The 12,976-nt window shown below is 60.5% G+C and carries 9 protein-coding genes; 3 read left to right on the forward strand and 6 right to left on the reverse strand.

Going from position 1 to position 12,976, the window contains the following annotated elements; genetic code table 11:
• Nucleotides 1-192 precede the first annotated feature (192 nt).
• Entirely contained in the window at nt 193-1,434 is a 1,242-nt protein-coding gene (locus KF841_09065; GenBank protein ID MBX3395505.1) for an inositol-3-phosphate synthase, read from the forward strand.
• Between the two features lie 62 nt (nt 1,435-1,496).
• Here the strand turns inward: KF841_09065 and KF841_09070 are convergent, their stop codons facing one another.
• Nucleotides 1,497-2,663 (reverse strand): cystathionine gamma-synthase, encoded by a 1,167-nt coding sequence (locus tag KF841_09070; protein MBX3395506.1) that lies wholly within the window; start codon nt 2,661-2,663, stop codon nt 1,497-1,499.
• Between the two features lie 135 nt (nt 2,664-2,798).
• On the opposite strand from KF841_09070, the gene rnpA reads away from it, so the two are divergent.
• Nucleotides 2,799-3,188, forward strand: a complete 390-nt coding sequence (rnpA, locus tag KF841_09075; protein MBX3395507.1) for a ribonuclease P protein component — start codon at nt 2,799-2,801, stop codon at nt 3,186-3,188.
• A 303-nt stretch (nt 3,189-3,491) separates the two neighbouring features.
• Here rnpA and KF841_09080 read toward each other — a convergent pair whose 3' ends face one another.
• The 5 genes from KF841_09080 to mutS form a co-directional block, all read right to left on the reverse strand.
• Nucleotides 3,492-4,712 (reverse strand): ABC transporter permease, encoded by a 1,221-nt coding sequence (locus KF841_09080; GenBank protein MBX3395508.1) that lies wholly within the window; start codon nt 4,710-4,712, stop codon nt 3,492-3,494.
• A gap of 3 nt (nt 4,713-4,715) precedes the next feature.
• The gene (locus KF841_09085) at nt 4,716-5,450 is read right to left on the reverse strand and encodes an ABC transporter ATP-binding protein (protein MBX3395509.1); all 735 of its coding nucleotides are present in this window, start codon (nt 5,448-5,450) and stop codon (nt 4,716-4,718) included.
• Nucleotides 5,451-5,594: 144 nt separating this feature from the next.
• A complete protein-coding gene (locus tag KF841_09090) occupies nt 5,595-7,001 on the reverse strand; it encodes an efflux RND transporter periplasmic adaptor subunit (protein MBX3395510.1) in 1,407 nt (468 codons plus the stop codon).
• 297 nt (nt 7,002-7,298) lie between these two features.
• Nucleotides 7,299-8,141, reverse strand: a complete 843-nt coding sequence (locus tag KF841_09095; GenBank protein ID MBX3395511.1) for a hypothetical protein — start codon at nt 8,139-8,141, stop codon at nt 7,299-7,301.
• A gap of 256 nt (nt 8,142-8,397) precedes the next feature.
• Nucleotides 8,398-11,130, reverse strand: a complete 2,733-nt coding sequence (gene mutS, locus KF841_09100; protein ID MBX3395512.1) for a DNA mismatch repair protein MutS — start codon at nt 11,128-11,130, stop codon at nt 8,398-8,400.
• Nucleotides 11,131-11,549: 419 nt separating this feature from the next.
• Between mutS and KF841_09105 the strand changes: the two genes are divergently transcribed.
• The gene (locus KF841_09105; GenBank protein ID MBX3395513.1) at nt 11,550-12,761 is read left to right on the forward strand and encodes a hypothetical protein; all 1,212 of its coding nucleotides are present in this window, start codon (nt 11,550-11,552) and stop codon (nt 12,759-12,761) included.
• The last annotated feature ends 215 nt before the right edge of the window (nt 12,762-12,976 follow it).

Below are 12,976 nucleotides of genomic sequence, written 5' to 3' on the forward strand. Positions count from 1 at the left end.
TCTGGTTCGATACTTGCCGACTGCCTTTCCGCGTTTAAGTCCGCGGCGGGCGGGTGCCAGGCTTCCCTTACAGTTAAGATTGTCCGCATCAGCCGACCGATTTCATATGCCCGCCCTCATCGCTCTTTTCCCGCTCAGTCGATCAATTCCGCTACGAAGGCACCGATCGCCGCGAATGAGGTACGCACTCATTTGAGAAATCCGTCAGGGAAAACGGGGCTCTGGCTCGTAGGCGCCGCCGGCAATGTCGCCGCAACCGTGGCGGTCGGTCTGTCCGCGATGCGACTGAAACTTACTCCTCCCCTCGGTCTTGCGACGGAATCTGCTCCGGTAGATCAACTCGATCTGGCACCACTGGACCGAATTGTTCTGGGCGGCCACGAGATCAGTAGTCGCACGGCCTTCGAAGCCGCGAACGAACTGGCTGAGCGCAGCGGCGTTTTTACGGCGAAGATGCTTCGAGTCGTCGGGCCTGACTTGCGGCGTTTCGACCGGGAGATTCGCACGGGCCGGGTGGTACGCTCAGGTTCGGCGATCGGCCGGCTGGCCACGCGAGCCGGTGCGAGCCGCGCGTCCTCGGCTCGGTCAATAATCGATTCATTGCGTGCCGATTTACGATCATTTGCCACCCGGAACCGGCTTGATCGGGTGGTCGTGGTGCATGTCGCATCGACTGAACCGCCGTTCCCATTGAAGCGCGTGCATTCGCGCTGGTCCAGCCTTAACAAAGCGCTGTCCGGTGTTGAGAGTCCACTGCCGGCGAGCAGCCTTTATGCCGTCGCCGCGATAGAGGAAGGCATGCCGTTCGTCGGGTTCACGCCGTCGCTGGGGTGCGATGTGCCCGGAATCATCGAATTGGCGGCCGCGCGCGGCGTGGGAATCATCGGGAGTGACGGCAAGACCGGTGAGACGCTGCTCAAGTCGGTGCTGGCACCGATGTTTCGAGATCGTCATTTCGAAATCGCGAGTTGGGTGGGGCACAACATCCTGGGAAATGGCGATGGCGCGGTTCTGGATTCGGCCGCCAACAAGGCCTCCAAGCTGCGAAAGAAAGACAGCGTCATCGGATCAATCGTCGGCGGATCGCCGCGGACGCGCACGACGATCGAATATGTCGAGTCTCTGCATGATTGGAAAACGGCGTGGGATCATGTTCATTTCCGCGGCTTTCTCGGCGTGAAGATGATCCTGCAATTCATCTGGCAGGGGTGCGATTCGATTCTCGCCGCGCCGCTCGTGATCGATCTGGCTCGTCTGGCCGAGTATCATGCTCGAAAGGGCCGTGCCGGAATCATGGCACATCTTGCCTGCTTCTTCAAATCGCCGATGGGCTCGACAGAGCACGATTTTTCGCGGCAGATGCACCTATTGCACGACTATGTGAAGGCTGACCTGGCTTCGAAACCGCGCAAGGCGTCAACAAAACACCGTTAAGCACGGTTGATCGGCCGGCCTGTCGGCCCATCGGCTCAGGGGTCGGGCCGGCGTAAGGCAGTTCACGCACCCACGCGTGCCGCGCCCGCCACATGAGAGAACGCCTGATCGAGGTCATCGATCAGGTCTTCCGCATCCTCGATGCCGATGCTCAGCCGCAGCAGGCCCCCGGTGATTCCTCTGGCCTCGCGCTCGGCAGCCGGAATGCTGGCGTGCGTCATGGTCGCCGGATGGCCGATCAGGCTTTCGACGCCTCCCAGGCTTTCAGCGAGTGCGAAGAGACGGGTCTTACCGGCGATTTGCCGGGCCGCTGCTTCGCCGCCGCGGATCACGAAAGAGACCATTCCGCCGAAACCGCGCATCTGTCGCCGTGCGAGCGCATGCTGCGGATGCGATGCAAGGCCGGGGTAAATGACTTTTTCGACGGCCGGGTGATTCGCGAGAAATTCGGCCACGCGCATCGCATGATTACAATGCGCTTCCATCCGGACTGCCAGCGTCTTCACACCGCGCAGAACAAGCCATGAATCGAATGCGCCGGGCACTGCACCCACCGCATTCTGATGGTATTTGATGGTTGAATAGTGATTCGCGTCGTTCAGGCAGACCGCGCCGCCCACCACGTCCGAATGACCACCGACGTATTTCGTCGTGCTGTGCACCACGATGTCAGCGCCGAGTTCCAGGGGCTGCTGCAAATAGGGGCTCGCGAATGTGTTATCGACGACCACAATCGCCCCGGCTTTCTTGGCCGCATCCGCGACCGCGGCGATATCGACGAGACTCAGAAGCGGGTTGGTTGGCGTCTCGATCCAGATCATCCGGGTTCGCGGCGTGATTGCGCGGCGAACATTGTCCAGTTGCGTCATGTCCACCCACGAATAGCTGATGCCATAACGCTTGAGCACCAGTTCAAAGAGGCGATAGGTGCCCCCGTAGACGTCATCGGCGCAGATCACATGATCGCCCGGATTCAGCAGCTTCATGACGCAGTCGGCTGCGGCGGTGCCGGAGGCAAAGGCCAGTCCGTGCGCGGCGCCTTCCAGCGAGGCGAGGCACGTCTCGAGTGCCGCACGCGTCGGATTGCCCGTCCGTGAATACTCGAATCCCTTGTGCTGGCCGATGCCGTCCTGGGTGTAGGTGGACGTCTGGTAGATCGGAACGATCGTGGCGCCGGTCGCGGGATCTGCTTCCTGACCGGCATGAATGGCGCGTGTCGCGAATTTCATTAGAGAGTCTCCCGGGTCAAACCCTGTTGTTGCATCATATCAGCCGCTGAAGGCTCGTGCGAGTGTGCCCGGGGCGATCGATTGCATGATTTCCGCACACGGCGTCATCGGAACGTGGCGTTACAATGTCGGATCATGGCGGCAGGATTGGACAAATGGAGGAAACATCGATTAAGCGGGCGCAAGGCTTTTGCCCGCGTATTTTCCGCGCGACATTCGGCGGCGAATCGCAGCGTCGTGGTCTATGCACTGTGCAACGACGTGGGTCGCACGCGGATGGGCATCTCGATCGGCCGCAAATGTGGAGGGGCGGTCGTGCGGAACCGAATCAAGCGTTGGTTTCGTGAGGCGTTTCGCGCGCGGTACGACGAATTGCCGCGAGGAGTTGATTTGATCGTAATCCCTCGGCCCGGCGCGATTCAAAAGCTCGAGGACTGCGTCCGGTCGTTGCTTTCAGTCGCGGACCGGGCGGTCCAGCGGCAGGCTCGTTCCGCCGGCGGCTTGAAGGCTGAGCCGCTTGACTGAGTGAGGGGAGGAGCGGTGGCGGTCCGCCTTTCGCCGAGTTCCATTTTCTCGGACGCACAGCGGGACATGGCCCGTTGAATCGCGAGACTTTAGTTAAGTCGCGCCGAAGCGGAACCGATTTGGATATCGGGTTTCGGCGATTCGACTTTTTTCGCAGCCGAATCGGCGAAATTCCGAACAATCAAGCCCACTAACCGCTGCCGCGTCCTTGTTGATGCGGACTTGCGGTCTTCCCACCAGGCCGCGGCCTCTTCATTGAGGTCGCGGCTTTTCTTCAAATCGGATTCCTTCGACCGGAGATTATCAATCGTGTCGCAGCGCCTCGATCGGGTTCAGCCCCGCGGCCCGACGAGCCGGAAGCAATCCGAATATCACACCGACGCCCGCACTGAAGACAAATGCGATGATGACGATCGCAGGCGAAAGGAGTGGATGTACTCCGATTTGATTCGAGATGCCGATCGCTCCGGCAATTCCCAGTGCGATTCCGACGGCGCCGCCGGCTGTCGAGATGACCGATGCCTCAATGAGAAACTGGCGATTGATCGCCTTGGTGGACGCTCCGATCGCCATGCGGATCCCGATCTCGCGCGTGCGTTCGGTGACACTGACGAGCATGATGTTCATGATGCCCACGCCGCCGACGAGCAGACTGACCAGGGCAAGAAAGAACATCAGCAGCGTCATCTGATCGCTGATCTGGCGTGCCTGTTCTTCCTTCTCCTTGAGCGTCGTGACCTTGAAGTCCTGCTCGTCACCTTCGGCGATGCGATGTCGTTGGCGCAGTAGATCGGTAATCTGCTGCACGGCGATCTCGACTTCTTCGTCGCTTCGGGCGGAACAGAGAATGGCGTTCGGTTCCGGCACGTTCCGCAGGTCGCGCAGTACGATCGGCAGCGGAATGATAATCGCATTGTCCTCATCCATGCCGAGCGGATTGACGCCTTTGCCTTCAAGTATGCCGACAACCTTGAACGAGAGCTGGCCGATGCGAACCGTGCGGTTGATCGGGTTTCGGTCGCCGAACAAATCGCGCAGGGCCGTCTGCCCGAGGAGGCAGACCCGCCGAGGTGCGACGATGTCGAACGGCTCCAGATCGCGCCCTTCGGAAACGCTCCAGTTGCGAATGGCTGTGTATTCGTGGTTGGCGCCGGTCAGGCTCACAACCGCGTTTCCGTATTCGCTGACGATCGGCATGGTTCCGCCTTCGACGCCGGTGGTCATTGCGACGGCATCACACTCCAGCGCGATGGCCTCTGCATCAGCGCGGGAAATCGTGCTCGCTGATCGCACGCCGGTGGTTCGGTTCCGGCCGGTCTGCTCGCTCACGACGAACATCATGTTCTTGCCGGCTTTGCGGATGTCCCCGATGAGCGAGTCTTTCACGCCCTGCACCACGCATACGCAGATGATTACAACCGAGACCCCCATGATCATGCCGATCATCGTGAGAAAGCTTCGCAGGCGGTGACGCCACAGTTCGCGAAGCCCCATCTTGAAGCATTCGATCCAGAGCGTGAACATCGGCTAGATCTCCTGCATCGAAAGGGCGCGAACGTCCGGCACGTTCGGACCGCCGCGGCGGGGCGTGGGTCGGTCGTAGATGATGCGACCATCCTTCAGAATGATCGTCCGTTCGGCGACGGTCGCGACGCCGGGGTCGTGCGTGACAAGGATGATCGTGATCTTCTCCTGTTCATGCAGATTGGCCATGATTTTCAGAATCTCGGCGCTGGTGTGACTGTCCAGATTGCCCGTCGGCTCGTCGGCAAGCAGAACGCGAGGGTTGTTCACCAGCGAACGCGCGATGGCCACACGCTGCTGTTGCCCGCCGGAAAGCTCCGATGGCAGGTGGTTGGCACGATCAGCAAGGTGCACCTTGTCGAGCGCGGCCAGTGCGGCGTCACGCCGTTTCCGGGTCGGCACACCGGCGTAAATCATGGGCAGTTCGACATTCTCCACCGCAGTGCTGCGCGCCAGCAGGTTGAAATTCTGAAAAATGAAGCCGATGTACTCATTCCTTAGCGCGGCCAGCTCATCCTTGCTCAACCGGCTGGTGAGCCGGCCGGCGATCTTGAATGTGCCGCGGGTCGGGACATCCAGCGCACCGAGGATGTTGAGCAGGGTTGATTTGCCGGAACCGCTGGCCCCCATGATGGCGACATATTCGCCCTCAACAATGTCCACATCCAGGCCGCGAAGCGCGTGAACCGCGTTCGCGCCGCTTTCATAAATCTTGTGGAGCTCGCGCAGCGCCACCATGACCGGAAGCGATGGGTCGCTGACAGTGGAGATGATCTTGTCGCCGGCTGTCGTTGAAGAAGCGGACTTGGACACGGGTACCTTTTCACATCGGCGGCGGCCGGGCGATTGATGCGCGACGTACGCCCTTCGGTTGGCCGCAGGCTAGTTCAGGGAACGATTGCTCGGGTTTGCCTGGCGCAGCGCTTCCTTGAAGTCGAAACCGCCGGAGGCCTTCTGTACGAACTTGGTTACGTAGGAATCTCCAGCCGCGCCGCCCGCGAGGATCTCGGTGAACACGTTGTCAGTAATGCCGACCCACATGGGGACGACCTTCCAGCCGGCCGTGCCGACGTCGTATTTCCAGGCAATCTCCTTCGCGCAGTAATTCATTTTTTGGCCGTCGCTGGTCCTCGGTTCCGGTGGATAGACAGCCGCATCGAGAAGCTTGCGGATATCCTGCGGCGGCAGCGGCGGTTTGAACCGCAGGGCCGAGTTGGGCACGCGCGCCGTGCTGGGCCGCACCTCGCATTCGATGACGACGTTAACAGACATGCCGGGCAGTAGTGTGTGCCGCGCGTCGTTCTGGACTTCCATCGTGACGGTGTAGGTCGTCACACCCTGGACATTCTCGGGGTGGTTGCGCTTGTGCAGAATCGTGCCGTCGAACTCCGCGGTCTGTTTGCCTTCGACCTTGAACTTGGCCTTCTGTCCCACATCAATGTGAACGATGTCCGTTTCGCTCACCTTCGCGTTGACCCGGACGCGATCGAGGCTGGGGGCCAGCAGGAAAAGCGGCGGCGTTGTCAAAGCCGCGATGACCGTCGCGCCCTTTTCTTCGAATCGCTTCAGGACGATCCCGTCGATCGGAGATCGAATGATGCACCTTTCCACGCGGGCTTCGGTGGTCTCAAAATTCGCCTGCGCCAGCGCCGCTGCCGCGCGAGCCTGCTCAAGTGCCTGCTCCGCGCGCCGGACGAGGAATATCTCATTACTCTTCGCCTGATTGTATCGAGCCTCGGCCAGGCGCGTGTTGGCATCGGACTGAAGGAACGATGCCTTGGCGACGATCATTTCATACTCCGGGGCGTTGCTCTCATCATAGAGCCTTTTCGTTCGTTCCCAGCCGAATTTTGCCTGATCCAGAGCTGCAAGGGTTTGGTCCCACTGGGCTTTGGCCTGGGCCGTGAGCACCGGCAAAATCGCTTTCTGCTCTTCAAGCACGACTGTCGCATCGGCGACCAGGCTTCGGGTGCGCTCCAGTTCAGCCAGGGACTTGGCGTGATCCGCGTTGGCCAATTCCGGATCGATACGGCATATGATCTGGTCTTTCGTCACCGGGTCGTCGTGATCCACCGTCATTTCGATGATTTTGCCGGTCGTTTCGCAACCGACGACGACGCTGGTCAGAGGCTCGATGTTTCCGAGCGTCTCGATCGTCATCGTGACTGATCCGGTATCCACATCAACCGTCGTCACATCGAATTCGGGGCCGGACTTCCCGAAGACCTGAAAGGCAAACACCGCGAGGCCTATCAGGACCGTCGCCACAATCCACTTCCAATATCGCATGTAGGCAGATTCCAAATCGCCGACAGCCGGTCGATGCACCGGTCGCCATTCGACGGGGCATCGCCAGTTGATGTCGGCAACGGAGTTTAATTCAAGGATGGGGGGTCGCCAACCGGTGCGGCCGACGCAGGCGACAAATCAGCGTGCCGCCGTTGGAAAAGGCTATGTGAATTAGTCACCGACGCGGTGCAGGACGCATGAAATCCGAACGAGCCGTGGAACCAAGCCCGATTCGATCCGATCCGACGCGGCGCGCCGGCCGGGCGGCTGCCGATCGCAGTTTCGAACATACTCCGATCAGGGCACAGCCGAAGCGTGCGCGATTGAATCGATTGATGGCCCTTTTGCGGGCGGTGACTCATGCGATTCTGCCGAAGCCTGCGAGGAATCATCGAGCGATCCGGTCGGACGCGCGGACCGTTCGCGCGTCGGGACGATGTGCTTCGCCAACTCGCCGGCGACAAATCGGCGGTTGACGCAATCTGCGTGACCGCCGGTCCAGCCGAGCGAAACATACTGGCGACTCCATCCGATGTTCTTGATCCGGCCGCTCGAATAGCCGGGTCCGCTCAGACCCACGAGGCCCGCAGAATCGTCATAAGTGCCGTCGATGGTGCCGAGCAGTCGGACGGGGCCGCTCAAAACCGGGTCGTTGGGCGAGTAATAAACATAGACATGGCCGCGTATATTGGCGAGCGCCTTTCGCATGTCGTATTTACTGGACAGGCTCGATCCCACGAGGATTAGATTGTTAACCTTGTAAGGCGGTTCAATATTCTCCACGGCCCAGACGCAGACGCCCGTGCCGGCCGATAGAGAGATGATGTTCGCATCCGCGGTGGGGTATCTCTTCAGGTAGGCGGTAATTTCCTTCCCGAGGTTGCGGCCCGATCCTTTTGCAATAAAACGAAGCGTCTGGTCGAGTGCGGGGTTGAACGTGAGCGACCAGCGATGATTGGTCACCGCGCCTTGATAGCCCTTTTCCTGCAACCCGGTCGGGACATCAACCAGGCCGAAGCCCCAGTTGCCGGCGCCGTCAATGTACCAAGTTCGACCGAACTGCTCCTTCGGGTCCGTGCAGCCGGCGACGCCCGCGGCAAAAACCAGTACCAGCATCCATTGTGTCAAGAGTCGTGACATGAAGCCTACTCGCACGCTTTAATACTGGAGGTCCCCGAGTGAGGATCCCTGAATCCCGAACGACACCAATTGTACCCACCAAAGGCGATCTGCAAAAGGGGAGGCAGCTCGACTTGTTCGGGTGAAGCAGTCGTATCGCCCTCCTCTATGAGGTTAAACGGGTTTTGACCCGAAACCCCTTGCAAACGCCCGGCATTTTTTTCCGGCCCCAGGACCTCGACGCGCATTCTCGGGCCATTGCAGCCGGCGTTGCAGCTCAATCAATTGTCCCTTCGCTGCTGGATTGGATGCGTTTGAGCGTTTGGAGGATACGCAGCGCCTCAAGCGGCGTCGTCTGATTCACATCAACCCGGCCGATGGCGTCGACCAGTTCGCGCCACCAAGCCGGAAGAGACGTGGAGGCGTTATCAAACAGCATCAACTGGCTTCGATCAGCCTGGCGGCTGCGAACGCCCGTCTTGCGTCGGCCGCCCGCGATGTGGTGATCGCGCTCCAGCTCTTCGAGGAGCAACTCCGCCCGCTTCACGATGTTCGCCGGCATGCCCGCCATCGAGGCAACATGAACACCATAACTGCGATCGGCCGCTCCCCGAACAATTTTATGGAGGAATACCACGTCCCGGCCTGTTCCGTCGGGACGAAGTTGCTCATGAACCGCCACGTTGTAATTCGCGACGCCCTCTATTTGTCCGGGCAGGTCGGTCAATTCGTGATAGTGCGTGGCAAAGAGGGCTCGGCAGCGGACTCGTTGTGCGACGTGTTCTGTGATCGCCCAGGCGATGGAGAGACCGTCGTATGTGCTGGTTCCCCTTCCGATTTCATCCAGGATCACCAGGGATCGCGGCGTTGCATTATTCAAAATGCGGGCCGTCTCGACCATCTCAACCATGAATGTCGAAAGTCCGCGCGACAGTTCATCACTCGCGCCGACCCGGGCGAAGATGCGATCCACCGGCGACCAGCGCATCGACCGCGCCGGTACATAGCTGCCCGTGTGGGCCAGCAGCGTCAGCAAGGCCACTTGTCGAATATAGGTCGATTTACCCGCCATGTTCGGGCCGGTGATGATGATGAATCGATCGCCATCCGGACGCAGTTCGCAATCGTTCGGCACGAAACGCTCGCGCTCTGATAAATCCAGCACAGGATGCCGACCGTCCTCAAAAACCAGCAACGGAGATGGCGTCGAACATCTCGCGTCCGTCTTTTCAGGTGATTCCGCATCGGCGACCAGTTCAGGCCGGCAATAGCCCCGCGTCCGCGCCAACTCGGCGAACGATGCCAGCACATCGAGCATCGCCAGCGCATCGGACGCGCCGCGAATCTCCATAAGCGATTCAGCCGCCTTCGCGCGAATCTGATCGAAGAGGGTGTATTCGAGCTGCTTGGCCCGATCGGCGGCTCCGAGGACTTCGTCCTCGTGGCGTTTGAGGTCCTCGGTGATGTAGCGCTCCGCATTTCGCACCGTCTGCTTTCGCACGTACTCCGGTGGGATCTTGTCGCGATGCTGATGGGTGATCTCGATGTAGTAGCCGAATACGGAATTGAAACCGACCTTCAACGTTGGAATGCCTGTCCGCTCCGACTCGCGGGCCTGATAGGCCGCAAGCCACTTCTGACCGTCGGCCCCGATGTGCCGCAGGCGGTCGAGATCGGCACTAAATCCGTCCGCGATGAATCCGGCATCGCGAAGCACCGGCGGGGCATCATCGTTGAGTGCGGCGGTCAGGTAAGTCCCGAGGGACGTCAGTCCCATCAGGCGTGCGCGTATGTCCGAGAGTAGGTCAGCCCCCGATTGCGACGACGGATCATGCGAAACCGGCGACAGGCCCGGGCCAATCGTCTCGGCGAGCCGATCGCATGAAATCAGGGCACGTCCCAGCACGACCACATCGCGCGGCGTCGCACGGCCGATACCCAGCCGGGCGACAATTCGTTCGACATCGCCGATCGAGCGGAGCACGTCGCGCACCGCGCGGAGCTTTTCCGGTTGCGACAGAAACGCTGCGACGGCATTCTGTCTCGAGACGATCTCAATGGGCTCAATCAGTGGAAAACAAAGCCACTCGCGCAGGCGGCGGGCGCCCATCGCATTGACTGTCAGATCGACGGCATGAAGCAGGGAGCCTTCGCGCGCGTTGTCACGGAGCGTTCGCTCGATCTCCAGCGAGCGAAGCGTCACGGAGTCGATCATCACGCAGCGATCGGAGTGCCGCGGCGTCAGACTCGTCAGGTGCGATAGCGCCGTCCGCTGGGTTTCGGCGAGATAATCAAGCAATGCGGCCGCTGCCGCGAGCGACGAATCAAACGCATCGAATCCGAAGCCGGACAGGCTTCTGACGCCGAAGTGCTTGTGGAGCGACTGCTCGGCCATGTGCGAGCTGAAAACATAGGCCGGTCGGGCGGTGATCACCGTGCCGAGCGATTCGCGAATTTCCTCGAGGGATGTTTGATCGACGTCAATTGCGGATTCCGGAACGAGAATCTCGGCGGGTCGCACGCGGGAGAGTTCGTCGGAAAGGCGCTCCGCCGGAAGCATTTCAGCGACGAACCGCCCGCTCGAAAGTTCGATTATGGCCAATCCAACCTGACCGGATTTCCAGTTTCCGCCGCCGGGGCACAGTGCAACAAGGTGGTTTGGGGCCCGCTCATCGAGCAGTGTCTCATCCGTGAGCGTGCCGGGTGTGATGATGCGCTGCACCGCTCGCTTGACGACACCCTTGGCCGTCTTCGGGTCTTCGATCTGTTCGCTGATGGCGACCTTGTATCCGGCGCGCACGAGTTTGGCGACATACGCATCGACGCTGTGATAGGGAACGCCGGCGAGCGGAATGGGCGTATCAGCGTGTTTGCTTCGGGCGGTCAGGGTGAGGTTCAGGACGCGGGCGATCGTTTTCGCATCGTCATAGAAGGTTTCGTAGAAATCGCCCATGCGAAACAGAAGCAGGGCGTCCTTGACCTGTGCCTTTTGCTCCACGTATTGTCGCATTGCGGGCGTCAGGTCGCTTATATCCGCAATGACCGGTGTCTGCGTCGGCGGCTGAGACGCGAACTCTGCCCCATCCGGCGACTGTGGGGAGCGACCGGTCGGCGACAGGCGGGATTCGGCCTCTTCCTTTCCCGCCGCTTCGGTCGGCGTTTTCGCCTGTTTGCGATTCGAGCCGGATGTGAGTGTGTCCGCCATGCGGGCATTGTAACGAACAAATTTCGAATCGACATTGGCGGGCAGGGAGCCGCTCGTTATTCTGCCAGCGGCGCTGTGAATTGTAAGTACTCAACCGTGCGGCGAGGATCCCGCGAATTAAAACCAACTCCGAACAAAGCAATCTGAATGCGATCGCGGCGGCCGTTGAACAGGCCGGCGCAGCGCAAAGCGAGGTTGCAGGCCCGGTTGGGAACGATCAGCGGATGAGCCACGGCGCCGCCGAGGCGACGCGGTTTCAACTCGTTTGCGCGGCGATTGTCATTCTGATGACTGCGTTGAATCTTCCCAGCATCGGCATTCCGCGCCTCGAGAACGACGAGCGGATTTACTGGTCTCTCGCTGAGAACTGGATCGAGTCTCGCGCCTATTCGCTTCGCGGAACGGAAATACTCGATTCGCTTCCGCCGGCGATGTACGACAAGCCGCTATTTCACCATCCGCCATTGCTCATGTTTCTTCTCATTCCATTTGCCTGGATGGATGCCGAACGGGCAGCCGTCGTGGTGTCATGGCTTGGGCATGCAGCGGCAGTCGCGGGCGTGGCGATGATGTCATGGACATGGAGGCGGCCCGGTCGTCGCGCGGCCGATTTCCTGTTGTGGCTGCCGGTCCTCGCGATGGCGGCCGATCCGGTCTTCCTGTTCGCGGGACGCAGGATCTGGCCGGATACGCTGGTCGGCGGATTCGGTGCACTGGCGGTCGGCGCGTGTGCCTTCGCTTCAGGTCATGGTCGAGCGGGCTGGGCGGCAGCCGGCGGAGTTTTCGCCGCGTTCGCGGGCCTGGCAAAGCTGACCGGACTGCTGGCTCTGCCGATTGGCATACTCGTGCTGGCGGCCGGCGCTCGGTCATTGCGAGAACGCCTCGTTGAGTGCGGCCTGTTCCTCCTGCCATGTGTCGTTCTCGTGGCGCCGTGGTTTTTCGTGTTTTATCGAGAATATGCCTGCCTGTTGCCCTCATGGATTCAACCGGATGACGTACTGCTCAGGTCGAATCCGCATATCGCCCGGGCAATGGTTCGACCCATTGGTTTCTACTTCTACGAGCTGCCGATGGTGGTCCCCGTCGTCCTCGTGGCAACGGTCCAGATGGCCTACGGTTTGAGTCGAGGCGCAATCCGAAGTTTTGTCGCGCCCGCTTGCTGGGGCGTCGGAGGTCTGATCGCCATGACGTTTCTGCAAGCCGGGCACGGCGCGCACCTGCGATTCCTCACGCCTGCGATTCCTGGATTCTACGCGGCGCTGGCTGCCGGGCCGGCCCTACCGAATTCCGTCCGGCGTGTCGTCGGACTGGCAGCGACGATCGCGATGCTCTACGGCGTCAGTTCGATCGGGTTCTACCTCGTCGAGGGAATTGGCTACGACGACATCGTCTCGGTTCCCGAGAAGCTGTATCGCGCCTGGTACACGGCGCAGTGACCGCCTCTTCTGAAACTCATTCCAGCGCCCGGTGCCTTCGTAAAAGACCATAAAACTGACCGCAGCCCGGTCGATTGGGCCTTATCAGCGCCTGATTTTGAGATTTTTTCTGCCAGTGTGCCAATCAGTGTGGCACACCTGGCTGGTAGGTGGATTGAATTTGGTCTCGGAATTGTGCATTCTTGAGCTACGAGAGTGGACTCATTCTCTCGGGC

It is taken from the genome of Phycisphaerae bacterium (genome assembly GCA_019636475.1).
GTDB lineage: Bacteria > Planctomycetota > Phycisphaerae > UBA1845 > UTPLA1 > JADJRI01.

Coding starts and splice junctions, on each gene's coding strand:
- KF841_09090 (MBX3395510.1), bottom strand. CDS start 7,001: ATGCGATATTGGAAGTGGATTGTGGCGACGGTCCTGATAGGCCTCGCG.
- rnpA (MBX3395507.1), top strand. CDS start 2,799: ATGGCGGCAGGATTGGACAAATGGAGGAAACATCGATTAAGCGGGCGC.
- KF841_09070 (MBX3395506.1), bottom strand. CDS start 2,663: ATGAAATTCGCGACACGCGCCATTCATGCCGGTCAGGAAGCAGATCCC.
- mutS (MBX3395512.1), bottom strand. CDS start 11,130: ATGCGACAATACGTGGAGCAAAAGGCACAGGTCAAGGACGCCCTGCTT.
- KF841_09080 (MBX3395508.1), bottom strand. CDS start 4,712: ATGTTCACGCTCTGGATCGAATGCTTCAAGATGGGGCTTCGCGAACTG.
- KF841_09085 (MBX3395509.1), bottom strand. CDS start 5,450: ATGGTGGCGCTGCGCGAGCTCCACAAGATTTATGAAAGCGGCGCGAAC.
- KF841_09095 (MBX3395511.1), bottom strand. CDS start 8,141: ATGTCACGACTCTTGACACAATGGATGCTGGTACTGGTTTTTGCCGCG.
- KF841_09105 (MBX3395513.1), top strand. CDS start 11,550: ATGAGCCACGGCGCCGCCGAGGCGACGCGGTTTCAACTCGTTTGCGCG.